Source organism: Erythrobacter sp. S259, from assembly GCF_057364965.1.
Genome location: NZ_CP200286.1, coordinates 542,900 through 564,443 on the forward strand (window position 1 = coordinate 542,900; position 21,544 = coordinate 564,443).

Annotated in this window: 25 protein-coding genes and 1 pseudogene; 13 read left to right on the forward strand and 13 right to left on the reverse strand. The window is 60.2% G+C overall.

Annotated features, from left to right (window positions below):
* Nucleotides 1-11: 11 nt before the first annotated feature.
* From AC0V60_RS02445 to AC0V60_RS02470, 6 genes are read left to right on the forward strand one after another with little or no spacing between them, the layout of a single operon-like run.
* Nucleotides 12-329 (forward strand): DUF1330 domain-containing protein, encoded by a 318-nt coding sequence (locus tag AC0V60_RS02445; RefSeq protein ID WP_486176967.1) that lies wholly within the window; start codon nucleotides 12-14, stop codon nucleotides 327-329.
* A complete protein-coding gene (locus AC0V60_RS02450; protein WP_486176968.1) occupies nucleotides 322-816 on the forward strand; it encodes a VOC family protein in 495 nt (164 codons plus the stop codon). The genes AC0V60_RS02445 and AC0V60_RS02450 overlap by 8 nt, the downstream gene beginning before the upstream one ends.
* Before the next feature lie 2 nt (nucleotides 817-818).
* A complete protein-coding gene (locus tag AC0V60_RS02455; RefSeq protein WP_486176969.1) occupies nucleotides 819-1,901 on the forward strand; it encodes an NADP-dependent oxidoreductase in 1,083 nt (360 codons plus the stop codon).
* A complete protein-coding gene (locus tag AC0V60_RS02460; RefSeq protein ID WP_486176970.1) occupies nucleotides 1,898-2,353 on the forward strand; it encodes a VOC family protein in 456 nt (151 codons plus the stop codon). Before AC0V60_RS02455 ends, AC0V60_RS02460 begins: the two co-directional genes overlap by 4 nt.
* Nucleotides 2,350-3,684, forward strand: coding sequence for an MFS transporter (locus tag AC0V60_RS02465; protein ID WP_486176971.1), 1,335 nt, complete (start codon nucleotides 2,350-2,352; stop codon nucleotides 3,682-3,684). Before AC0V60_RS02460 ends, AC0V60_RS02465 begins: the two co-directional genes overlap by 4 nt.
* Entirely contained in the window at nucleotides 3,681-4,478 is a 798-nt protein-coding gene (locus AC0V60_RS02470; protein WP_486176972.1) for an alpha/beta fold hydrolase, read from the forward strand. Before AC0V60_RS02465 ends, AC0V60_RS02470 begins: the two co-directional genes overlap by 4 nt.
* On the opposite strand, the gene AC0V60_RS02475 is transcribed toward AC0V60_RS02470, so the two are convergent.
* The 7 genes and pseudogenes from AC0V60_RS02475 to AC0V60_RS02505 form a co-directional block, all read right to left on the reverse strand.
* Complete coding sequence (locus tag AC0V60_RS02475) at nucleotides 4,475-5,668, reverse strand: CaiB/BaiF CoA transferase family protein (RefSeq protein ID WP_486176973.1); 1,194 nt, start codon at nucleotides 5,666-5,668, stop codon at nucleotides 4,475-4,477. The genes AC0V60_RS02470 and AC0V60_RS02475 overlap by 4 nt on opposite strands.
* Entirely contained in the window at nucleotides 5,665-6,585 is a 921-nt protein-coding gene (locus AC0V60_RS02480) for a hydroxymethylglutaryl-CoA lyase (RefSeq protein ID WP_486176974.1), read from the reverse strand. The genes AC0V60_RS02475 and AC0V60_RS02480 overlap by 4 nt, the downstream gene beginning before the upstream one ends.
* Complete coding sequence (gene leuD / locus AC0V60_RS02485) at nucleotides 6,582-7,190, reverse strand: 3-isopropylmalate dehydratase small subunit (protein ID WP_486176975.1); 609 nt, start codon at nucleotides 7,188-7,190, stop codon at nucleotides 6,582-6,584. The genes AC0V60_RS02480 and leuD overlap by 4 nt, the downstream gene beginning before the upstream one ends.
* A 175-nt stretch (nucleotides 7,191-7,365) precedes the next feature.
* Nucleotides 7,366-8,740, reverse strand: a pseudogene (locus AC0V60_RS02490) (3-isopropylmalate dehydratase large subunit).
* Nucleotides 8,741-8,757: 17 nt separating this feature from the next.
* Nucleotides 8,758-9,315: a DUF3598 domain-containing protein gene (locus AC0V60_RS02495; protein ID WP_486176976.1), complete on the reverse strand. Its 558-nt coding sequence runs from the start codon at nucleotides 9,313-9,315 to the stop codon at nucleotides 8,758-8,760.
* A 3-nt stretch (nucleotides 9,316-9,318) separates the two neighbouring features.
* Nucleotides 9,319-9,543, reverse strand: a complete 225-nt coding sequence (locus tag AC0V60_RS02500; RefSeq protein ID WP_486176977.1) for a hypothetical protein — start codon at nucleotides 9,541-9,543, stop codon at nucleotides 9,319-9,321.
* A complete protein-coding gene (locus AC0V60_RS02505; protein ID WP_486176978.1) occupies nucleotides 9,540-10,673 on the reverse strand; it encodes an alpha/beta fold hydrolase in 1,134 nt (377 codons plus the stop codon). The genes AC0V60_RS02500 and AC0V60_RS02505 overlap by 4 nt, the downstream gene beginning before the upstream one ends.
* 90 nt (nucleotides 10,674-10,763) lie before the next feature.
* On the opposite strand from AC0V60_RS02505, the gene AC0V60_RS02510 reads away from it, so the two are divergent.
* The 7 genes from AC0V60_RS02510 to AC0V60_RS02540 all read left to right on the forward strand — a co-directional run bounded on the left by AC0V60_RS02510 (nucleotide 10,764) and on the right by AC0V60_RS02540 (nucleotide 15,728).
* The gene (locus AC0V60_RS02510) at nucleotides 10,764-11,450 is read left to right on the forward strand and encodes an isochorismatase family protein (protein ID WP_486176979.1); all 687 of its coding nucleotides are present in this window, start codon (nucleotides 10,764-10,766) and stop codon (nucleotides 11,448-11,450) included.
* Between the two features lie 102 nt (nucleotides 11,451-11,552).
* The gene (locus tag AC0V60_RS02515; RefSeq protein WP_486176980.1) at nucleotides 11,553-12,170 is read left to right on the forward strand and encodes a polysaccharide deacetylase family protein; all 618 of its coding nucleotides are present in this window, start codon (nucleotides 11,553-11,555) and stop codon (nucleotides 12,168-12,170) included.
* Nucleotides 12,130-12,438 carry a hypothetical protein gene (locus tag AC0V60_RS02520; protein ID WP_486176981.1) on the forward strand — a complete coding sequence of 103 codons (309 nt, stop codon included), beginning with the start codon at nucleotides 12,130-12,132 and terminating at the stop codon, nucleotides 12,436-12,438. The genes AC0V60_RS02515 and AC0V60_RS02520 overlap by 41 nt, the downstream gene beginning before the upstream one ends.
* Nucleotides 12,435-13,364 carry a polysaccharide deacetylase family protein gene (locus AC0V60_RS02525; RefSeq protein ID WP_486176982.1) on the forward strand — a complete coding sequence of 310 codons (930 nt, stop codon included), beginning with the start codon at nucleotides 12,435-12,437 and terminating at the stop codon, nucleotides 13,362-13,364. The genes AC0V60_RS02520 and AC0V60_RS02525 overlap by 4 nt, the downstream gene beginning before the upstream one ends.
* On the forward strand, nucleotides 13,361-14,776 hold the full coding sequence (locus AC0V60_RS02530) for an aldehyde dehydrogenase family protein (protein ID WP_486176983.1): 1,416 nt from the start codon (nucleotides 13,361-13,363) through the stop codon (nucleotides 14,774-14,776). The genes AC0V60_RS02525 and AC0V60_RS02530 overlap by 4 nt, the downstream gene beginning before the upstream one ends.
* Nucleotides 14,776-15,234 carry a hypothetical protein gene (locus tag AC0V60_RS02535; protein ID WP_486176984.1) on the forward strand — a complete coding sequence of 153 codons (459 nt, stop codon included), beginning with the start codon at nucleotides 14,776-14,778 and terminating at the stop codon, nucleotides 15,232-15,234. Before AC0V60_RS02530 ends, AC0V60_RS02535 begins: the two co-directional genes overlap by 1 nt.
* The gene (locus AC0V60_RS02540; RefSeq protein WP_486176985.1) at nucleotides 15,231-15,728 is read left to right on the forward strand and encodes a DUF1330 domain-containing protein; all 498 of its coding nucleotides are present in this window, start codon (nucleotides 15,231-15,233) and stop codon (nucleotides 15,726-15,728) included. The genes AC0V60_RS02535 and AC0V60_RS02540 overlap by 4 nt, the downstream gene beginning before the upstream one ends.
* Nucleotide 15,729: 1 nt before the next feature.
* Here AC0V60_RS02540 and AC0V60_RS02545 read toward each other — a convergent pair whose 3' ends face one another.
* The 6 genes from AC0V60_RS02545 to AC0V60_RS02570 all read right to left on the reverse strand — a co-directional run bounded on the left by AC0V60_RS02545 (nucleotide 15,730) and on the right by AC0V60_RS02570 (nucleotide 21,544).
* A complete protein-coding gene (locus AC0V60_RS02545; protein ID WP_486176986.1) occupies nucleotides 15,730-16,452 on the reverse strand; it encodes a hypothetical protein in 723 nt (240 codons plus the stop codon).
* Nucleotides 16,452-17,513 (reverse strand): nitrilase-related carbon-nitrogen hydrolase, encoded by a 1,062-nt coding sequence (locus tag AC0V60_RS02550; RefSeq protein WP_486176987.1) that lies wholly within the window; start codon nucleotides 17,511-17,513, stop codon nucleotides 16,452-16,454. Before AC0V60_RS02550 ends, AC0V60_RS02545 begins: the two co-directional genes overlap by 1 nt.
* Before the next feature lie 123 nt (nucleotides 17,514-17,636).
* The gene (locus AC0V60_RS02555; protein ID WP_486176988.1) at nucleotides 17,637-18,980 is read right to left on the reverse strand and encodes an FAD-binding oxidoreductase; all 1,344 of its coding nucleotides are present in this window, start codon (nucleotides 18,978-18,980) and stop codon (nucleotides 17,637-17,639) included.
* The gene (locus AC0V60_RS02560; protein WP_486176989.1) at nucleotides 18,977-19,204 is read right to left on the reverse strand and encodes a hypothetical protein; all 228 of its coding nucleotides are present in this window, start codon (nucleotides 19,202-19,204) and stop codon (nucleotides 18,977-18,979) included. The genes AC0V60_RS02555 and AC0V60_RS02560 overlap by 4 nt, the downstream gene beginning before the upstream one ends.
* Nucleotides 19,204-20,505 (reverse strand): MFS transporter, encoded by a 1,302-nt coding sequence (locus tag AC0V60_RS02565; protein ID WP_486176990.1) that lies wholly within the window; start codon nucleotides 20,503-20,505, stop codon nucleotides 19,204-19,206. The genes AC0V60_RS02560 and AC0V60_RS02565 overlap by 1 nt, the downstream gene beginning before the upstream one ends.
* Entirely contained in the window at nucleotides 20,492-21,544 is a 1,053-nt protein-coding gene (locus tag AC0V60_RS02570) for a VOC family protein (protein ID WP_486176991.1), read from the reverse strand. Before AC0V60_RS02570 ends, AC0V60_RS02565 begins: the two co-directional genes overlap by 14 nt.

The following is a 21,544-nucleotide window of genomic DNA, read 5'->3' on the forward strand; positions in this document are numbered from 1 at the left end:
AAGGAAATCAAATGCCAGCCTATATGATTGTCACCGCCAAAATCGCCGACCGCGATGCGTTTATCTCAGGCTACGGCGCTGCCGCTGGCGCTCTGGTTGCAAAGTTCGGTGGTCGCTACATTTTGCGCGGGCCGGGTGCGGAATTGCTCGAGGGCGATTTCGGCGGGGGCGCGTCAATGGTGATCTCCGAATGGCCTGACAAAGAGGCAGCCAAAGCGTTCTGGAATAGTCCTGAATATTGCGAGGCTAAAAAACTGCGCGAAGGGATCGCTGATTGTCAGGTTCTGCTGATTGAGGCCCCGAGCATTGCGGAGGTGCTAGGTGGCTGAGGGAGCTGGTATCGACGTCATCAAGCGCACCACCGTCATGGTGCGCGATGCAGAAAAAGCGGCGCAGTGGTACGAGAGTGTACTCGGCATGACCCGCTGGATGGATACGCCTTTCACGCTTTCCGGCAATCAATTGGCATCGGGCAAGAAAGGCGATCAAACGCGGCTCATAATCATGCAGGCCGAGCATGATGAGATAGGGATGATTGGCCTTCTTCAATGGGTCGACCCGGCGCGCGGTGATATTCCCGCCAAGCTGCCGGCTGAGATACCTTTTGGAACGCCGATCTTCGTAGTTGCCTCCAAGGATACCAAATCCACCGTCGAGCGCGCCCGCGCCGCAGGATCGCGTATTCACGCAGAGCCTTTGGAATGGACCGTGACGGGTGCTGATGGCCGCCGGAAAGACATGATGGGGGCAAGCTTCTGGGATTTGGATGGCAATTTCTTCGAGGTCAATCAGGTACTTCGGGTCCACGAGGGGTGAGCTTGCCCAACGCCCTCTCGGCATTTGAGGTGCATCTGGCGCAAGGGTTTAGCGAGGATGTAAACTACCAATGGCGCGTCGCGCGCAGGCCTGATGGCAATGTGAGGCCCGGCGATTTCGAGTGGCATACGGAACCCATACCGGAGCCTGGCGATGGCGAGGTGCTCCTGCGAACACACTACCTCGGTCTCGCTCCGGTGATGCGCATGTACATGGCGGGTACGGCTCGCACGGGCGACGCTACTCTAAACATCGGCGATGTGATCCATGGACGCGGAGTTGCCCAAATTGTGAAGTCGCGCCACCCCGATTGGCGCGAGGGTGAAATGGTGCAAGGGCAAATGGGCTGGCAAACCTACAAAGTCAGCCGCATGACCGCCCAAGAGAAGTTCTTCCGGATGCCAAACAACGGGCTTCCGGCAGCGCTTGGAGCAGGAGTGCTTGGCATGACTGGCCTTTCTGCGCACGCCGGGCTCTTCGCTTGCGGTGACCCAAAAGAGAGCGATCGCATGGTCCTGTCAGGAGCTGCGGGCGGAGTGGGCTCCATGGTCAGCCAAATGGCGGCCAACGTGGTGGGCTGCGAAGTGGTCGGCATTGCTGGCGGCGAAGAGAAGTGCGCCTTTATCCGCGAGCACGGATGCAGCGCATCAATTGACTACAAGTCGGACGATATCGAGGCGATGCTCGACGAATTGCGCCCCGATGGCATCGACCTCTACTTCGACAATGTCGGCGGGGAGACGCTGGAAGCCTGTCTTGAGCGCCTCAAGATGCACGCGCGCGTGGTCTTGTGCGGCTCGATCAGCGAGTACACGCGCGAGGAACCGTTTAAGCTTTCCAACTACACACGGCTGAGAGCAACCGACAGCGCCATGCGCGGCTTCTTCGTCTACAACCACCTGGACCGCTGGGAGGAGGTGATGGAGGACATCGCAGGCTGGATTTCCGATGGGCGCCTTAAACCTGTCCAAGATATCGAAGAGGGCTTTGCGGCCATGCCTCGCGCCCTCGCAAACCTATATTACGGCGCCAATGTCGGCGTGCAATGCTGCTCAGTGCGTGGAGAACCCGAAGAATGGCTGTGAGTGATGAAGCCCCCGTCCGCTTTCAAAGAGCGAACTTTATCGTGGCCGACTTGGACCGGGCACTGACCTTTTACGAGGGCGTTTTGGGGTTCGAGATCGAATATCGCCTGGGCGACAACCCGAACAGCTACTCGCGGCCCGTGTTCGACATTCCGGATGCAGCCGAGCTTGGTTTCGTCACGCTCAATTTGCCGGGACAGCGCCGGGTGATGGCGCTTACCGAGATCGGCAAAGTTGCGCTGGACCCCGCCCCGCACCCTCGTCGAAGCGCGATTGTGCTGGAGACCCATGACCCCGACGCGGTGATGGCTGGCGCGCGCGAACTTGGCCTTATCGTCTATGAGGAAGAGGTGCTTAAGACCCCTGATGGCAGGGTCGGGCGCGAGATCGGAATTGCCGATTTCGATGACAATCTGATCGTCATCTACAACTTCCCGGTGGATCAGCAATGAGCTCTGAAAGTAACCTTGAGCCAAAGGCTTACCCCAGTGCAGTCGCGGGCTGGGCGCTCGTGGTTCTGCTCACGCTCGCCTATATCTTCAGCTTCGTAGACCGCTATATTCTCGGGCTTTTGATCGAGCCGATTAAGGCCGAGTTCGGTCTGTCGGACCGGGCAATCGGTTGGCTTTTGTCGGCCTTCACATGGGTTTACGGCTTTGTCGGCATATTCATGGGCTGGCTGATCGACCTGGGACGGCGGACCTGGATTGTCGCTATCGGTATGGCGCTATGGTCGGCGGCGACTGTTGCGACCGGCATGGCCAAGAGCTTCGTCCAACTCTTCACCGCGCGCATGGGTGTGGGGGTGGGCGAAGCAACGTTGAGCCCCGCGACTTTCTCCATGATCGGCGACAGCTTCCCACCTGAAAAACGCGGCAAACCCATCGCTTTCTACTCCAGCGCTCTGCCTATCGGGGCTGGCCTTGCCTCGCTCTTGTCGGGCGCGGTGATCGCTTGGACCGCGGCGAGCGGCAACCAGAGCCTGCCGCTCTTCGGAGAGCTTGAACCCTGGCGCTTCACGCTGATCGTGGTTGGTCTGCCGGGGCTCCTGTTCGCAGCGCTCTTCTTGTTCGTCCGGGAGCCTGCTCGAAGGCCTGCTCAAACCAGCGATGAAGTGATCGGCGGCAATGGGATCGGCGATGCGTTCAAATATATCTGGAACAATTTCGCGCTCTATTTTGGCTTCGTGATGGTCGTATGCTGCATGACCGCCATCGCTTATAGTCAGGGTTTTTTGGCTCCGGTGTTTGAGCGCACATGGGGTTGGTCGCCGCAGACTTATGCGACCGTCAACGGCATCTCGCTGCTTATCATTGGCCCGCTCAATATGATGTTGATGGGCACGATCTCTGACAAGTGGACCTCCAAGGGCGTGCCGGATGCGGCGCTGAGGCTTATGTATATCGGCTTCTTCATTATGGTGCCGACAGCTGCGCTTCCGATGTTTATGCCCAACGCCTGGGCCGCGTTCGCAGTGCTTTGCGTGAACACCATAGGGATTGGCATTGTCTCGGCCATTGGCGTCACCGCGCTTTTGGTCATCACACCTGCCCAAGTGCGTGGTCAGATCGTCGCGCTCTATTATCTCGCGATCAGCTGGTTCGGGTCGCTCGGGCCTATCGTCGTGGGCGAGCTGTCTAGCCAGGTGTTTGGCGAAGATGATCTGCGGTTTGCCGTTGCCGCCGTGCCGTTCATTTTTGCGCTTATCCCGCTCGCGATGATGCCGATGACGCGGCGGCGCTACCTTGCACAGGTGCAGCGCATTGAGGGCAGCGGTTCGTGAATGCGATAACCAAGGGGTATTCCAACGGCCCGTTCGGTCAGGTGCATTGGCGAGAGTGCGGAGAGGCGGGGTCAGAGCCGGAACTCCTTTGCCTACATCCTGCCCCCTTTAGCGGCCTCGCCTTCACCACCATCATGCCGCATCTCGCGCAAGACCGCCGCGTGATCGCGCCAGACTTTCCGGGGCATGGCGGGTCTGATCCCCACCGCCTCGACGCGAGTGTTGAGGACTATGCGAAGGCCATGGAGAGCATCATCGCAGACCTCTCGCCAGAGCGCCCGGTTGATCTGCTCGGCTTCCACGCCGGCTGCCTGGTCGCTTGCGAATTGGCGCTCAGCGGTGCCACCAGAGTGCGCAAAATCATCCTCATCGACGTGCCCGCCTTCGATGCCGAGATCAGAGCCTCCCAGCTCGCTGAAAGCACCAAGCCTCCCGGTTTCACCCCCGACCTCTCCAGCCTCGCGGCCGCTTGGGAGCGGGGCATCACGCGCCGGGTCGAGAGCCAAGGCATGGAGCGCAGTTTCGCAATGTTCGTCGAGCATTTGCGCCATGGGGAGGCGATGAACGCTGGCTTCCACGCTGGCTTCACCTACCCGCTCGAAGAGCGCCTTGCAACGGTCCAGCATCCCACCACCATCATCGCCACCCAGTCGATGCTGCTCGAGGCCACTCGCCGCGCCGCCTCGTTGATCCCGGGCGCTACGCTCATCGAACGGCTTGACATCAAACGGGCCGTACTTGATGAAGCCGCTGGCACTATCGCGCCTGAGGTTCTGGCAGCCCTCGATAGCTAGGTTTCGCCGACCGAACCTGCCCCTATCAACGCCTCAATTCGCGTCTTATCATAGCCAAGTGCCTGCAACACCTCGCGCGTATCAGCGCCTGCTTGCGGCAGTTGCTGCGGAGCGCCAATCCGCTGCCCGTCCATCTCCAGCGGGATGGTGGGAAGGCGAACCTGTGTCCCATCATCCAGCGTCACATCTTCGAGCCCGCCCTCGTTGAGGTGCGGGTCGTCGAACATATCTTCGGGCTTGCCAATGGGCGCGAAGGGCAGGCCAGAGCCATCGAGCTTCGCGATCACTTCTGCGGCTGTCATCGTACCGATCAAAGCGCGAATTTGCGGGATGATTTCGTCGCGCGCCATCACGCGCGCATTGTTCTCGCGCCACGCCTCGTTGGCCCATAGGTCATCGAGGCCGAACAGCTTGCAGAACTTCTCCCACAGCGCGTCGGTGACAACGCCGATAAACACCGGTTCATCGCGGGTCTCGAACACGTCATAGACCGCCCATGCCGATACGCGCGCGGGCATGGGAGCAGCAGGCGTGCCGGTCACCGCATATTGCGCCATGTGCTGTCCGACGAGGTAGATCGTTGTCTCGAACAGGCTCGCGGTGATCTTCTGACCCTTGCCGGTGCGATGGCGTTCTTCAAGCGCGGCCAGGATACCGATCACGCCGAACATCCCTCCGGTGACGTCAATGACGCTAGCGCCGGCGCGCGTCGGCTTGCCCGGTTGCCCGGTCATATAGGCGAGCCCGCCCATCATCTGCGCGACCTCATCCAAGGCCGTGCGCTTTTCATAGGGGCCGGGGAGGAAGCCTTTTTCCGAGGCATAGATCAGCCCCGGATTGCCCTTTGAGCAGCTTTCATAATCGAGCCCTAGGCGGTCGAGCGCGCCGGGACGGAAGTTCTCAACCAGCACATCTGCGCCTGCGATCAGGTCCTTCGCGACGCCGAGGCCTTCGGGGTCTTTGAGGTTGAGGCAGATTGACTGCTTGCCCCTATTGTACATCGGGAAATAGCCGGAGCCTGACCCCAGCAAACGCCGCGTGCGGTCGCCGCCGATGGGTTCAATGCGCACGATCTGCGCGCCAAGCCCTGCAAGAATGTGACCCACCGTCGGCCCCATCACCATGTGAGTGAATTCGACCACTTTGATGCCGGCAAGTGGGGTCGGACCAGAAGGTTCAGAAACGCTCATGCTACGATCCTTTGCTTGTAGTCCAGCATCGGCCCTGCGTCCGGCGTGAAGCCATAGAGCGGTTCGCCGGGAAGAGCCTCTTCGACGATGTTGCGCACTTGCAGCAGTTTCTCAAGATCAATCCCGGTCTTGCAGCCCATCGAATTGAGCATCAGCACAAGGTCTTCGGTGACCAGATTGCCGCTTGCGCCGGGGGCAAAGGGACATCCGCCAAGCCCGCCAAGCGAGGCATCGAAGGTGGTTATCCCTTCCTCGAGCCCCGCGACCACATTGGCGAGCCCAAGCCCGCGCGTGTTGTGGAGGTGGAGGGTGGTGAGCATGTCATCGCCCACGGCTGCCTTGACCTTGCGGGTAAGGCGGCGGACTTGCGCGGGGTCGGCGTATCCGGTGGTGTCGGATAGGCTGAATTCTCGAGCGCCTGCCTCAGCGGCTTTCTCGGCGAGGCGGACGACTTGGCCCTCGCTCACCGCGCCCTCCATGGTGCAGCCAAAGGCGGTGGAGAGGCCGACTGCGAAGTGTATGCCCGCGTCCTTGGCAATGCTCGCTGCCTTGGCGATCTCCTCGAGCATGGCCGGGTGGTCTTTGCGCACGTTCTTGATCGAGTGCGTTTCGCTCATCGAGAAGGGGATGCTCATGCCGTCAACGCCCGCTGCTGCTGCGAGCTCTGCACCCTTTGCGTTGGGGACGAGGGTAACGACCGTCAGCCCATTTATGCCCTTGGCAAAGGCTACCAATTCGGCGGTGTCGGCCATTTGCGGCAGGAGCTTCGGCGGCACAAAGCTCCCTACTTCGATCTCACGCACGCCAGCAGCCGCTTCGGCGACGATCCACGCCTTCTTGGCCTCCAGCGGCATCACCCGGTCAATCGACTGCAAACCATCGCGCGGTCCCACTTCGGAGATGAGGATATCGGTCATTGTGAGTGCTCCAAATAAACCCACGGCCGCAAAAGCCTGTCGCCTGCGAGCCAGTTTTGAATGACGCCAGACTGTTTGAGGGTGAGATCAATGGCATCATGCCCGTGTGCGAGCATTTGCTTTGCTTCCGGTTCGATTTCAAAGGAGTGCGCTGCGCTGGCGCTGCTCACCGTTTGGCCTTCAAGGTCGATGCTTACCTCCGCGCCTGCCAGCGTTTCAATTACGCTGCGTGGAAGCGTGATCGGCAGGATGAAATTGCGGATGCAATTGCTCTGAAAGATCGGAGCAAAGCTTTCAGCGATGATCGCGCGGATACCCCATTCCGCGAGCGCCCAGACCGCGTGCTCGCGGCTTGATCCGCAGCCAAAATTTGCGCCTGCGACAAGCAGTTTTGCATCGCGATATTTCGGCTGGTTGAGGACAAACTCCGGGTTTTCTGCCCGCGTGTCAGCATCAGTGTAGCGCCACGGCGCAAACATCCCATCCGCCAATCCATCGCGGCCAGTCGAGCGCATTTCGCGGCTGGGTATGATGGTGTCAGTGTCGACATTATCGCGCAGCAAGGGCGCGGCGGTGGCGGTAAAGGGCTGGGGAAAGGCGGTCATACTCGCACTCCCTCTCTTCCATCGTCATCCTGAACTTGTTTCAGGATCCATCGCGAGAACGAACGCTGTTTTCTGGCATTGCTTGGCGACTGTGCGCCCAAAGCCTTAAAGGCCTGAGCAGGTCTGTGACATGGACCCTGAAACAAGTTCAGGGTGACGAAGAGAGGGGCAAGCATCACGCCTCCTCCATCGCAAACGCGCGCGGGTCGGCAATCGCGCCTGCAATCGCGCTTGCCGCTACCGTTTCGGGTGAGGCGATGTGGGTCCGGATGCCAGGGCCCTGGCGGCCTCCGAAATTTCGGTTGGTGCTGCTGATAACGCGTGATCCCTCAGGAAAGCCCTCGCCGCCAGCGTAGAAGCACAAGGAGCACCCGCTCATCCGCCATTCAAACCCGGCAGCCTCGAAAATCTTGTCGAGGCCTTCTGCCTCGGCCTGTCGTTTGACCGCGAGAGAGCCGGGCACGACGAGGGCTTTCTTGATCGAAGGCGCGATCCTGCGGCCGCGCACGATAGAGGCAGCGAGGCGAAGGTCGGATATGCGCGAATTGGTGCAACTGCCGATGAAGGCGGCGTCCAGAGATGTGCCTGCAAGGGTCTGGCCCGCAGGTAGCCCCATATATTCGTGTGCGCGCCTCGGTCCTATGGGAACTCTGCCATCCACGGCGACCGCGTGTTCGGGGCTTGTGCCCCAACTCACCATGGGGGCGATTTGAGCCGCGTCGATGGTAATTTCGCGGTCAAAGTTTGCACCCTTGTCGCTTACCAGCCGCGCCCAATACGGATCATCGAAGTTGCCCGGTGCAAAGGGACGCCCCGCAAGATACTCAAATGTCTTGCTATCTGGCGCAATAATGCCGGTCATGGCGCTAAACTCAGTCGCCATGTTGCACAGCGTCATGCGTGCTTCCATGTCGAGCGCCTCGATCGCTCGCCCAGCAAATTCAAGCACATGGCCGGCGCCTCCGCCTGCGCCATGCTGAGCGATCAGCGTCAGGATCATGTCCTTGGCCGTCACGCCAAAGGACAGCTCACCTTCAAAGCGCACGCGCATGGTCTTGGGCCGTTCCAGTCGCAAGGTGCCTGTCACCATCGCGTGTTCAGCTTCCGAGGAGCCTATGCCCCAGTGCAAGCGCGCCGAACGCGCCTTGGGTGCAAGTGTGGCTATCGGGCGCGACCAGAGTGAGGCCGGGCAGGACAATGCCTTGCTCAGGCGAGATCACATGGACGATGCCTTGGTCGCGGTCATTGACATCGAACAGCTTAATACCGGCCTCGCGGCACGCGGCTCTGGTCTCAGTGATAAAGCCGCTGCCTCCCGGCATCAGCGTGCCGTCGCCGCGTCCGGGCCGCGTATCGACGATATGGTCCATCACCGCAAAGACGCGCGCAGGATCAAGAACTTTGCGCTCCATCTCAGCCATGCGGTTGAGAGCCGCTGCCCCGGTGCGCTCGTGCAAAAACACCCGGTCGATGGCGATCAGGGACGAGCCACCACCGCTGCTTGCAACGGCATGCTGATCCCAGATTTTATCGAACAGGGTGTTAGCCATAAGCGCTCAGGTGCAGATTATCCGCCGAACCCTGGGCCACCGCCAAATTCGACCATTTCGCCTTTTTCGGCGGCCGCTTCCATCTCGGCGTCGATAGCGTTCCAGTCTTTGGTCACAAATTTCTCCTGAATGGCGGTGCGGGTTTCCAGCATGCCATTGCGAATCCAATGCCATGTCCGGCAGCGGTTCTGGCCGTCATCAGAGATCTGGATTTGCTCGTAAAGATAAAGCGATGGGTCGCCCGTCCGCTGCCAGTAGAGCATCATCGTGCGGTTGTATTTATCGAGCGGAACCTCGGCGGCCCAACCCTGGATCAGATCATTGTCCCACCAGATGCGGCCATCGCGATACTCTGCAGGAAAGTCGCGAATTTCGGTCTTTCCATCGGGCCAGCGATAGTGATTGGTTTGGTGGTACGGCACATCGTCCTTGCCGGTCATACGGCACAAAAGGCGGCTCGCATGTTGGTCCACCATTTCATCCTTCGCGTTGAAATAGGTGTAGGCGCCGTCCCAAACACCCTCGTGGCGGGCGAGCAGAGGCATGCGTTCAGCAAATTCAGCGTAGGTTGTCATCGTCTAGTCTCCCTTGAGAGTAAGAAGTGTTTCGTGCCAGCTTTGTGCGGCATCGCCTGCCCTGATGCGGGCAATTGCGCGGGCGTGTAATTGATGTGGATCAAGCGCTTGCGGGTCGAGCGGGATCGCGTGAGTTGCGCTTGCCTCATACCAAGGCTCGAAGAAGGCTTGCGCCCGCGCCGCTGCCCAGGCGCGCTGAAGGTGCCCGCCAAAGCGGCCGGGCGTCATATCGGGATAGAGCTTTGCGGGGTCGCCTGGGGGGGCTCCGGCCAGACGATTTGGCTCGCGCCTAGGGCTGCCGCGGCCACTCTTATTGCGACGCCAATGTCTTTAAACTCGTCCGATTGCCCGTGTCCCGGCACATCAATAGCAATTTCACCGGGGGCGGGCTTTGCCATCTCAGCAGCGGGTGGGTGGAGCACAAGTTTTCCGCTGCGCTCGCCCTTCCAATGGATCAGCCCGCCATCAATCGAAAGCCAGCCTTCATTGGCATCCTCTGCAAGCTCTGGGGCAGGGGAGCTGTCCGAATGTGCAAGCAGAAACGCCAGCGATTCTGCTTGATGGTCAGCAGGCGCCGCGACTTTCTTCGCGGCCCACCCTCGCGGCATCTCTCCCAAGCGGTCGATATGTTCTTGCAGTGGATCGCCATCATAGGCGGTGATCAGGCAGGGCGGCACATGTGCCCCCGCATCCGGAATATCGCGCGGCGCTCTCAGAACAGCGCCGTATCCTGCGCGGTAGTGGTTCCCGGCATCGAGCATCTCAGAGACCGCCTGATTGACGCGGGCCACATCGGCATGAGCGACCGACAACCGGGCTTCCTGACGCGTGTCGAACCACGGAAAGACCCAGCTTTGTTCCAGCATCCGGTTCCACAGCCATGTGAGATGCTCGCCGTAAGCGCTGGGATGAAATTCGGGGAGATAGCTTTCGCCGAAGATGCGCATCTCCTCCGCGTTCCAGATCGCATAGCCGCCGACCGCAAGGCATTCGAAACGCTCGGGGTGCCGCTTTAGCGCGGTGACAAGAATTAGGCCGCCCGAGTGAAAGCCATATGCGGGGCAGCTTTCGACCCCGAGCGCATCGAGAACTTCGCACAGTGCATCGGCAAAGTCATTGATATCAGGCTCGCCAGGCCCAGAAACGGAAAGCGGATCGCTTTGACCAAATCCTGGGGTATCAGGCGCTATGCAGGTAAAGTGCGCGCTCCATTTGCGCATCAACGCCTCATACTCCGCAGAGGAGCGAGGGCTTTGATGCACCATCAGCAGAACCGGCCCACTCCCACTGCGCCGATAATGCACGCGCCGCCCCGTAGCCGGGATTGTCAGCATGTGGCGGGTGATGGTGCTCTTCACTGCTTCCTCAAATTTGTCCGGACAAATTCCACTCGACAAGCTTCTTAGGGCGATTATTGTTCCCGTCAAACAGAATCGAAAGGGGCCTCAATGAGCGAGCTTATTGGCACGAAAATGATCGAAGAGGGCAAGACCGCGCGCGAACTGTTTGAGGCGGTGATGGCCAATCCAGCGCGCAAGAAGTTCGGCTTTGGCGAGAAACTAGCAATCTTGAATGTGGATGTGCAGCAAGCCTACACGCGCACTGATTTGTTCAAAACCGCTTATGAGACCGACCCCAATCAGATCGACTATATCAACCAAGTCAGCGGCTTGGCGCGCGCCAAGGGCATGCCGGTGATCTGGAGCCGGGTAGCGTATAAGGAGGACGCCGCCGATGCGGGCGTCTGGGGGACACGCACCGATACTGAGGACTCCTTGCAGAACATCAAATACGGCTCCGAACGCCACAAGTTTGATCCTCGCTGTGAGATTGATCCTGACGATCTGCAATTTACCAAGCGCATGCCGAGCGTGTTTTTTGAGACCCAGCTCGCGAGTTATTTGACCTTTCACAGGGTGGATACGGTGGTGGTGACGGGCGGCTCGACCAGCGGATGTGTTCGGGCAACGGCGGTGGATGCGCTGTCCTATGGCTATCGCACTATCGTCCCGATTGAGACCTGCGCGGACAAGCATGAGAGCTATCACTTCGCAAACCTCACCGACCTTCAATTGAAGTACGCTGATGTCGAGCCGGTGCGGGCAGTGATCGACTGGCTGGAGGCGCGAGCATGACTTTCCGTCGTTGCGAGGAGCGAAGCGACGCGGCAATCCAGAGCGGTTTCGCGCTTTGCTCTGGATTGCTTCGCTACGCTCGCAATGACGAGGGGAGAGGCAATGATTGAAGGCGCACCCGATCCCGGACTCTACGATTATCACCCCTACAAAGCCCGCCCGAAACTGGCCTGGCCTGAGGGAAAAACCTGCGCTGTATGGATTGCGCCCAATCTCGAATATTACGAGATTGACCCGCCCGCGAACCCGCAGCGCAAACCTTGGCCCAAGGCGCATCCAGACGTCGTTGGCTATTCCTACCGCGACCACTCCAACCGCGTGAGCCACTGGCGCATGGCCGATGTGATGAGCCGCCATGGTTTTCCCGGCTCGGTCAGCCTCTCGGTCGCGCTTTGCGATCACCACCCCGAAGTCGTCGCCGACGGGGCGGCGCGCGGGTGGGAGTTTTTCAGCCACGGTATTTACAACACGCGCTATTCCTACGGCATGTCCGAGGCGCAGGAGCGGGCGATCATCGAAGACTCGATCTCGCTCGGTCGAGGGGGCGACCGGTCAGCGAATACGCGGCTGGCTCGCCCCCGCATTAACCCACACGCCGCGCACGCTCGACCTCTTGGCGGAGTACGATTTCACCTACACCTGCGACCTCTATCACGACGATCAGGTTCAAGAGGTGAAAGTGGCCTCTGGCAAGCTTGCCTCGATTCCCTACAGCCTTGAGGTGAACGACCACTACGGTTTCAATGTCTACGGCATGTCGGGCCGCGAATATGCCGATTGCCTGATCCGCCAGTTTGAGCGGCTCGCCGAAGAGGGCGAGCGCACGGGCTCTGGCACAGTGATGTGTATTCCCTTGCACGCCTATCTCATCGGCCAGCCTCACCGCATCGGCCCGTTTGAAGAGGCGCTTGCTCACATCGCCGCGGACCCAAGGTGTTGGAAGGCTAGGGCAGGGGAAATAGTCGACCATTGGAGAGCAGCCCAATGACACTCCCCGACAACTACACCACTTATCCTCACCGCCGCGAGGGTTATGACCACCAGTTCTACGAGTGGTCGAACATGCACGAGCGCGCGCCCGTCCAATGGCCCGAGTGGAAATCGGTCGCGGTTTGGCTTTGCGTGAACCTTGAGTGGTTCCCGATAACGCCTGAGGACAAACCCTTCCGCGCGCCGGGGCATATGGTCACGCCCTATCCCGACTATCGCCATTACACCGTGCGCGATTACGGCAACCGAGTGGGCGTATGGCGCATGCTGGAGGCGTTTAAGGCGGAAGGCGTACGAGCGAGTTTTGCGGTCAATGCTGCGGTGGCAGAGCGCTATCCCGAGCTGATCGAAGCGGTGCTGGAAGGTGACCATGAGATCATCGCTCACTCCACCGATATGAACGGCACGATCACTTCGGACCTCCCAGAGGACGAGGAGCGTGCTTTGATTACCGACAGCCTTGCCCGGTTGGAAGCAGCGTGCGGCGTGAAGCCCAAGGGGTGGCACTCGATTGCTCGCTCGCAAAGCTGGCGAACGGCCGATATCCTCGCTGAATATGGCCTCCAATACACCTGCGATTGGGTCAACGATGAGTTGCCCTATCGCTTCAAAAACGGCCTTATCAACCTGCCTTTGAACACCGAGCTTTCCGACCGCATGATTATCGCGGCGCAGCAGCATTCCGCTGAAGGCTGGGCGCAGATGATGCGCGATAGCTTCGATTGGCTCGCCGCTGAGGCCAAGGGCACGGCTTACACCAAGGGAGGGGGCCGGATGCTGCCGGTCCACCTTACGCCCTATATCATCGGTCAGCCCTACCGGATCAGCGCGCTTGAGGAACTGCTCGCAGACCTCACCGGCCGCGCCGAGGCTTGGATTGCTTGCGGAGAAGACATCGTCGCCGAATGGGACACACAACAATGAAGGCTCTAAACCCGCGCACTGGCGAGGCTGACTACGAATTTGCAGCAAGTTCGCGCGAGGCAATCGCCGCCGAGGCCGCCCGCCTGAGGCAAGCGCAACCTGCATGGGAAGCGCTGGGCCCTGAGGGGCGCGCCAAGGTGATGCTCACATTCGCCGATGCAGTGGACGCTGCTGCTCCGCGCATTGCAGAGGCGCTCGCCATCGACACAGGCCGCCATGCGGTTTCGTGGATCGAGGTCGATGGGCTCTCGCGCAGTATCCGCCGCTGGGCTGAGCGTGGGCCGGCGCTGATCGCGGGATTGGATCGCGAAGGGAAACCGTCGGCCACACCGGGGTTTGAGATCACTTCCGACTACTCCGCCTATCCGCTGTTCGGCGCGATTGCTCCGTGGAATTTCCCGGTGATCCTCACCCATATCGACGCGGTGCCTGCCCTGATGGCGGGATGCGCGGCGCTGGTGAAACCGTCCGAAGTCACCCCGCGCTTTGCAGAGCCCTTGCGCGAGGTGCTCGCGGCGGTGCCCGAACTGCCGCTCGCCTATGTAATGGGCGGGGCTGAGGTGGGACAGGCACTGATCGAAGAGGTGGACTATGTCTGCTTTACAGGCTCAACCGCGACGGGCCGCAAGGTTGCCGAGGCGGCTGCGCGCCAGCTGATCCCAGCCAATTTGGAGCTTGGCGGGAAAGACCCGATGATCATCACCGCCAGCGCTGACCCTGAGTGGGCCGCGCAGGTCGCCTTGCGCAGTTCGATTGTCGCCACCGGACAGGCTTGCCAATCCATCGAACGGATCTTCGTTGCGCGTGAGATTGCCGAGCCGTTCCTCGCCGCCTTGGTGAGTGCAGCAGAGAAGGTCGAAATCACCCACCCTGACCCCAAGCAAGGCCATATCGGCCCCTTCATCTTCCCCGACCAAGCCGGTAAAGTGCAGGCGCAGATCGACGATGCGGTGGCGAAAGGCGCGCGGGTTCTTTCGGGCGGCAAAGTCGAGCATTTGGGCGGCGGCAATTACCTGCGCCCCACCATCCTTGCCGATGTCACCCCCGATATGGCGGTGATGAGCGACGAGACGTTCGGCCCTGTGCTCCCGGTCATAATTTGCGAGACGCTGGATGAGGCTATCGCCCACGCCAATGACACCGCCTACGGCCTCGCTGCCGCTGTGCTCGCAGGGTCGTTGGAAGAAGCCGCGCAAGTCGGCGCGCATCTCGAGGCGGGCGCGATCAGCCTTCAGGACGGCGCGCTGACCAGCATGGTCTCGGATGCAACCAACCACTCGCGCAAAGCCTCTGGCCTTGGCCCTAGCCGCATGGGCGATGAGGGTCTCCTGAGGTTCCTCCGCCGCAGAGCCATGATCGCGCAGACCGGCCAAGCGCTCCCGATTGACGCTTACCGCGAAGGGCAAGGCTGATGGGCAACCGCGCGCAATTGGAAACCACCATGCCTGCCATGCTCCTCCACGATGGATATTGGGACGGTTGGTATCGCGACTTTGATTTAGGCGGCCAATTGCTCGACGAACGCCGCGTCAAAACGCATTGCGAATTTCCGGACAATGGCGAGTGGCACTATATCCAGCACAATTGGATCAGCTGGGCCGATGGACGCAAAGCTACGTACGAATTCGGCGGCACGCTCGATGGTCAACGGCTGATTTGGGACACCGACCGCTTTTCGGGCTACGGCTGGCAGACCCATGAGCACACGATCATGCTGAGGCTTGACCGGTTGGATGTGCCGGGTGCGTGTTATGTGGAAATGATAGGCCTCTTCCCCGGAGCGCAGACCCGCGCGCGCACTTGGCAGTGGTTCAAGGACGATGAGCCGTGGAAGCGGACATTGTGCGATGAGAAGAGGATTGAGGGATGAGGAATTTGGCCGTTGTTGCAGGGGCCGCGCTGTTGTTGGCGTCGCCTGCGCTGGCTCAGGAAACCGAGCGTGCTGGACCACCACCCCAAGCGACCTGCGACCAACCCGTCGTGATGGTCGTCACCGGCCTCACCCTCGACCGCGCACGCATGGGCCAATACGCCCGCGCTATCGCTGAGAGCAAAATCTATGAGGAACTGGGCGGATATTATCTCAATATCCCGCGCACTTTGGAGATATTTGAAGGCACTGAGGACACACGCCATACGACGCTAAACGTGCGCTTCCCCTGCATCGAAAACGCCCGCGCTTTTTGGTACAGCAAGACCTATCAGGAAACGATCCTGCCGCTGCGCCAGAACCCGAGCGCAGGCGATTACAGCGTCCGGGTTTATCCAGAGGCACCGCTTCGCGAAGATATGGTCGGCAAAGTCGGCAACAACACCTTTATCGCCGAATTTCCAGCGGACGGGATAGAGCAAATCGAACGCTAACTCAGCGCTCTAATTCAACCAATTCATACCGGTTCATCATATAGCCGTCGATGGAGCCGTAAACGAGGATCGAGTCCTCATCGGCCGTCGCCCACATATCGAAATCGGGGTGCCGCGTACCGCCCATGCCTTCTTCGCTGTCATCGACATAACGGTAGTGGCGGCATTGGAATGTGCCCGCTTCGACCGTCTTTTCCTCGAGGCCCACATATTCCATCGTCATTTCGAGACAGGCGATTTGCGGAGCCGTCGCGCCTCTGTGATCGGGGGAGGGGAGGTAGAATTTGAGCCGCCGTTTGTGCGGGCCCTTCGAGACGTCCATGAGCCGAGTGGTGAAGCCATCACCGACAACTGGGTGCGTGCCGAAAGCGTCAAACTCGCCTGCTGTGCGGGTCTCTGAGTTGCGACCAATGCCGGGGCCGTAGCTCTCGCACAGGATCTGGTCGGAGGCCTGGTCATATCGCATCCAGCCTGAGCCCAAAAACTCATCGCCCAAGGTCAAATGCACGAGCAAATTCTGTGGCTTGCGATCTGGCCCAATGTGGCAGGTGATATTGCGCAGGACCGTGGGATCAGGCTCCTCAATTTCGCACTGAGCGCTCATAATGACCGAACCATCCGCGTGGTGCGAGAAGTTGAACCACTCGCGCCCGCGCTCCTTCCCCTCCATACCCGGCTTCATCGAGGAATAGCGGATTTTCCCTCGGACGTTTCTGTGTCTCATCAAATAATGCCAGCCTTACCCAATCGCTCGATCACCTCGGCTTGAGCGCGGCGGAAATAGTCGCGGTCGGGGATGGCGGGAGTGCCACCTTCGCTCATCCCATTGGGGCCGCGAAAGGGCTGTGCGGCTGCGGCATAGGCTTCGGCGAAGAGAGCAGGGCGTTGCCGGGCAAGGTAGTTGGTCATTGCCGGGGTGCAGCGGGCCTCGCGAAGAGCGCTAAGGTCGACGGTGGAGAAGGCGGTGAAGGTTTCCCCATCGCCAGATTGCGCCACGACGCGGCCTTTCCAATCGACCACCTGGCTGTTCCCCTCCGCGCTCGAAAGCGGCATCGCGGTCCCTGAAATCCCAGCGGTGTTGGAAGAGACGACATAGGCAAGGTTCTCAAACGCGCGTGCCTGTTTGGCGATGTCTTTATTGGTGGCGATGGGGGACCCGACTTCGCTGGAGGAATGGCAGAACACCTCTGCGCCGCGTAAGGCAAGTGCCCGCGCGATCTCAGGATAGAGGATTTCTTCCGATGCAATCGCGGCAAGGTTTCCGATCTCGGTTTTGGCGACCGGGAAGACCCCTTCAAGTCCATATTTGTCGAGATATGCGTCCCACACATCGTGGGGGCTGGGGGCGAACATTGACAGAAGGCGGCGGTATCGTAGCACCACATCACCCGAAGGCGCGACGATGAAACAGGTCTGAAAATAGAAGCCGGGGAAGGCCTCATCGGTCTCATAGGCGTTACCCGCAAGGAACATGCCCAAGCGCTGCGCCACACCGCCGAGCGCTTCATACTCGGGGCCATCCGCTGCCCAGCCCACCCGCGCGGCGAAGTCCTCGATGGAGATGCGTCCCGGATAGGAGGTGAAGAGATATTCGGGCAGCACCGCCAGCTTTACGGGCTTTCCCGAATATTGCGCGACAAAGATCGAGCTGGTGCGGATTTGCCCTTCGATTGCGGCAATATGCTCGAGCATTGCCGCCCGGGCCGCGTCCGCATCCGGCAAACGCTCAAGCGAGCGCGCGGTCAGCTGCATCGCCATGGCTGAATAGGTTGAGGTGTCGCTCATAGTTTCGCCTTTTGGCTTTCCCCTGTTTTCCTGGCCCCTTGCAGCTGCAATCGGAGCTGCGCTTGCCATCGCAGCCAGAAGACCACTTGCCAATGCCCGCCTGCGATCAAGCTCTAGTGGCACTTACAACCCAAGTGATCCCGGGTTCATCAGCCCCTTTGGATCAAGCTCTGCCTTCGCCGCCTTGAGCAGCCGATCCGCACGCGGATGAAGATGATCGCGGTAGCGATAGGTCCGCCCGATCTGGAAGTGCGCGGCGTCGTGATCAAAGAAAATATCGACAATCGCCGATTTGAGTTTTTGTGTTAGCGTCCAAGCATCAGCGTTCGCCTTGTGCTTGGGCAGTTTCTTGAGGTGCGCGGCCTCGATCGTGTCCTCAATCACCGGATTACGCGCATCGGGCCAGTAGAGGCACGGCTCGATAATCATGCCAGCCCCGCCGACCGCTGCGACGAGAGTGCCGTAGTGGACACCGAGCCGCGCCATCTCTTCGCAATGCTTTGCAAACAGCGCCTCGAATGCAGCAAAGCAGGCAGCAGATTTGCCGTGTGAGACGAGCCCGTGGATCGGGGCCCAGCGCTCGCCTTCGGGGCCGAGGACGGAGTTCAGCGGCCCAAATGGATTGGCGCGAATGATCTTGGGGATGGTGTTCTCAACCTCGCGCCCGCCCTGCTGCTGGACGATTTGGCGCGCGATCTCAACATCTGCATCGGCGGCGGCTTGAATGCGCCCTTCGGCAAGCACATGGAGCGAGAAATTGGCATCTTTGAGAAAATCGCGCCCTGCTGCGACGACCTTTGCGCCCTCTTTGAGCGCTTTCATAACGCCGCCCCCAGTCGAGGCCTGCTTCTTCATCATGCCGACGAGTTGCTTGGCGTCGCTGGTGAGGCTGTCGCGTTTCATGCGGATGGCGTTAAGGTAGGGGTCAAAGCCGAAACATTCGGTCGCAATACCCTGCCGTTCGATAGCGCTGGCGGCGGCGAACCACCCTTTCGCATCGTCAAAGGCGAAGCTGGCGTAGGCGTGGAAGTCGGTCTCTGGAATGAGCCTCAGCGTGACCGTCGCTTTGATACCCAAAGCCCCGGTGTCGCCCAGGAAAAGCCCGGTGAGGTCCGGGCCATAGGGCCGCGTGTGCTTCTTGCCGGTGTTGAGCAGGGTTCCGTCCGCAAGCACGACCTCAAGCGAATTGCAGCTTTGCACCGCTGAGCCATGCCGCCCGGTGCCCCAGAAGATGCCATTCTGGCTCATCCCGCCGCCAATGGTCGCCTTAAGCCCCGACAGCGTGCCCCACATGGGCGTGCGTAAATGGCGCTCGGCGAGGTGTTCTTTAATAGCGGCCCATGTGCAACCCGCCTCGACCGTCACGGTCATTGAGACCTCGTCGACTTCGAGCACGCGGTTCATTTGAGCGAGGTCGAAAAGGACTGCACCCGCTTGGCCCTGGGTATAGCCACCGGTGTAGCTCATCCCCCGCCGCGCGGGGCAACGGGGTGACCTGCATCGGTGGCGGCCTGCACGGCTTTTGAGAGTTGATTTTTGTCCTTGGGCCGCACGATCGCGGCAAGGTCCGCTCCGCGATCGTATATGTCGTAGGCGTAGAAATCGAGGCTCGCCGGGTCATCAAGAACCTCAGCGCCGGTTGCTTTGAGATCGGCAACGAGGCTGTTGGAAGTGGAGGCTAGGGTGGCCATCAGGCAGGCTCCAATTCAGGGGAAGGGGAGGGTGCAGGAGTGCCCGATTCGGGCAGCGCTTCCGGGTATTTGCCAAGGAACAGCAGCAATGCGCCGCCAATGACAAAGGCGAAAAGTGCGAGTTGCAGGATCGGGTCATAGCTCCCGGTCGTGTCGCGTACATAGGCGTAAATGATCGGTGATAATGCGCTGAACAGGCCAAAGGGCATGTAGAGCATGCCGTAGATTTTGCCGTAATGCGCCATGCCGAAATAGCGGCCCGTGAGATAGGCGATAAGATCGCTTTCCGCGCCTGCTGCGAAGCCAAGCAAAAACCCTGCGAGCCCTGCCATCGCAAAGGTGACGTCACCGCTGAGCAGGATGAAGCACGAGATTGCAGGCAAGCACAGCAGCGGGAAGGCGACGAACCCTTGCCAGAAGCGGTCGAGCAAGGCTCCAGTGGCGATCCTGCCTGTCAGGATACCGATGCCAAGGATGCCCATAACGCTTGCCGCGTCCCCTTGGCTGATGCCACGGTCGCCGAGCATGGTTGGCATATTGATAAACGCCCCGCCAAACGCGGTCGCAATGATCGCGATGGAGAGCCAGATCAGCCAGAAGCGGTAGTCTTTGAGCGCGGTCTTGAGCTCGACCCCGGTGAGGTTGCCGCTCGCGCTTTCGATGGCTTTGGGGCGCTCTTCGGGGCGCGGTTCGCGGAAGAGGAAGAAGGCGGCAGGCAGGGCGATCAGCAGCGGGAGCAAGGCGACAATGCCGAACATTGATCGCCAACCTTGGGTCTCAATCGCCCAAACAGCGAGCCTCGGGACCACGATGGCAGCAAGGCTTGTGCCGAGAAGAAGAATACCGAGCGCAAGGCCGCGATGTTTGAAGAACCACAGATTGACCGCGCGGCTCCAAGTGACCGGGGTTGAGCCAATCCCGACAAGTCCCACCAGCACCCAGAGCGCATAATAGGTATAAAGCGTCGAGGTCGCCGCAGCGGTTGGTGTCAAGCTGATCGCGCCGAAGGAAAGGCCAAAGGCGACCAGCGACCAGAGAGCCACTTTGCGCACGCCGTGGGTGTCCGCGAGTGATCCGAAGAAGGGGGCAAGCAGGCTTGCGATCACGCCAAAAATGGTGATCGGGAAGAGGATTTGCGTGCGGCTCCACCCAAATTCTTCGATCATAGGGTCAACAGTAAAGCCGATGACGTTGAAGGGGATGGGTGAGGCACCGCAGGCAACGCCGAGCACGCCTGCAATGAGGATGGTCCACCCTTTGGAAAACTCGCCTCGGTCAGCGGCTGGGTCACTCGCCTGCACTATAGAACTCCGTCAGATTTCCGTCTGGATCGCGCACTGCGAAAAGGTCGACTGTGCCAACGCCAGCGATGACAACATCCTGCGCTTCGCGCGCAAAGGCAATGCCCTTTGCTTCGAGTGCGGCTTTGTAGGCTGCAAAGTCGCGCACCGGATAACGCACCGAGATAATGCCGAGATTAGGGAGCGAGGCCTTGGCCGAATGGTCGTGGCCGGTGAAGCCGGTGATCTGCATCACTTCGACCCGCCCCGTTTCTCCGGGCAATTCAGGCTGGAGCGCAGCGGCGGCTCGCACGATCTGGGGCGTGTAATTGAGCGGAATGCTGAAATTTGAGAAGGCGGGTTCGGTCGGCTCGCGGTCGCTATCGAACAGCATATCGAAGCCGAGCATCTCGCGGTAGAAATCGCGTGCGAGCGGCCGGTCGCGGACCATGCGCATGGAGTTGAACGCCTGGCTGATTCTGCCGACTGGGAAGGCGGTGAAGTCGGGTGTGATCCGTTCATACACCGCAACATGAATTCCGTGCGGACCTGTTAGCACCACATTGCGAAGGTCCGATGCGCCGAATTGAAAGCGGATGGGAGGGCTTTCTGCCCACCACCCTAGTTCCAGTGCTTGATCATAAAGCGCAGGCACATTGTCGCTTCTGACCATGATAGAGTAGATCCCGCCCGTGTCCCAAGCCCGTGCGGCGGGGCGGATGGGTTCTTGCTCGGTGCCTGAAATTCGAATGAAGCGTATGCAGCCGGTGTCGGCCTCAGGCGCGCACCAAAGTTCAAACGCGCCGGACGCCTCTTCGGCGAGTTGCCAATAAGCAAGCTCACTCTTGTCCATCTCCCCCGACTGGACCAGCCGCCACCCGCCAGCATGGCGGAAAAGCCGGGTCGCGGGCTCAAATTCGGATACCGAAACAACCTTCTCGCTCCATGGCGCGACACCCGCCTCAGCAGCGGTCCCTGCAAATGCAGGAACCGCCGCTGAAAGGAGTATGCCGAACCCTGCAAGCAGAGTTCGGCATCTGGAGAGGAGGTTCAATCCCAT

Bases quoted from the DNA above. Each gene is read 5' to 3' on its own strand.
- AC0V60_RS02445 (WP_486176967.1), top strand. From the start codon at position 12: ATGCCAGCCTATATGATTGTCACCGCCAAAATCGCCGACCGCGATGCG.
- AC0V60_RS02465 (WP_486176971.1), top strand. From the start codon at position 2,350: ATGAGCTCTGAAAGTAACCTTGAGCCAAAGGCTTACCCCAGTGCAGTC.
- AC0V60_RS02475 (WP_486176973.1), bottom strand. From the start codon at position 5,668: ATGAGCGTTTCTGAACCTTCTGGTCCGACCCCACTTGCCGGCATCAAA.
- AC0V60_RS02480 (WP_486176974.1), bottom strand. From the start codon at position 6,585: ATGACCGATATCCTCATCTCCGAAGTGGGACCGCGCGATGGTTTGCAG.
- leuD (WP_486176975.1), bottom strand. From the start codon at position 7,190: ATGACCGCCTTTCCCCAGCCCTTTACCGCCACCGCCGCGCCCTTGCTG.
- AC0V60_RS02495 (WP_486176976.1), bottom strand. From the start codon at position 9,315: ATGACAACCTACGCTGAATTTGCTGAACGCATGCCTCTGCTCGCCCGC.
- AC0V60_RS02500 (WP_486176977.1), bottom strand. From the start codon at position 9,543: ATGACGCCCGGCCGCTTTGGCGGGCACCTTCAGCGCGCCTGGGCAGCG.
- AC0V60_RS02510 (WP_486176979.1), top strand. From the start codon at position 10,764: ATGAGCGAGCTTATTGGCACGAAAATGATCGAAGAGGGCAAGACCGCG.
- AC0V60_RS02515 (WP_486176980.1), top strand. From the start codon at position 11,553: ATGATTGAAGGCGCACCCGATCCCGGACTCTACGATTATCACCCCTAC.
- AC0V60_RS02525 (WP_486176982.1), top strand. From the start codon at position 12,435: ATGACACTCCCCGACAACTACACCACTTATCCTCACCGCCGCGAGGGT.
- AC0V60_RS02530 (WP_486176983.1), top strand. From the start codon at position 13,361: ATGAAGGCTCTAAACCCGCGCACTGGCGAGGCTGACTACGAATTTGCA.
- AC0V60_RS02535 (WP_486176984.1), top strand. From the start codon at position 14,776: ATGGGCAACCGCGCGCAATTGGAAACCACCATGCCTGCCATGCTCCTC.
- AC0V60_RS02540 (WP_486176985.1), top strand. From the start codon at position 15,231: ATGAGGAATTTGGCCGTTGTTGCAGGGGCCGCGCTGTTGTTGGCGTCG.
- AC0V60_RS02545 (WP_486176986.1), bottom strand. From the start codon at position 16,452: ATGAGACACAGAAACGTCCGAGGGAAAATCCGCTATTCCTCGATGAAG.
- AC0V60_RS02550 (WP_486176987.1), bottom strand. From the start codon at position 17,513: ATGAGCGACACCTCAACCTATTCAGCCATGGCGATGCAGCTGACCGCG.
- AC0V60_RS02555 (WP_486176988.1), bottom strand. From the start codon at position 18,980: ATGAGCTACACCGGTGGCTATACCCAGGGCCAAGCGGGTGCAGTCCTT.
- AC0V60_RS02560 (WP_486176989.1), bottom strand. From the start codon at position 19,204: ATGGCCACCCTAGCCTCCACTTCCAACAGCCTCGTTGCCGATCTCAAA.
- AC0V60_RS02570 (WP_486176991.1), bottom strand. From the start codon at position 21,544: ATGGGATTGAACCTCCTCTCCAGATGCCGAACTCTGCTTGCAGGGTTC.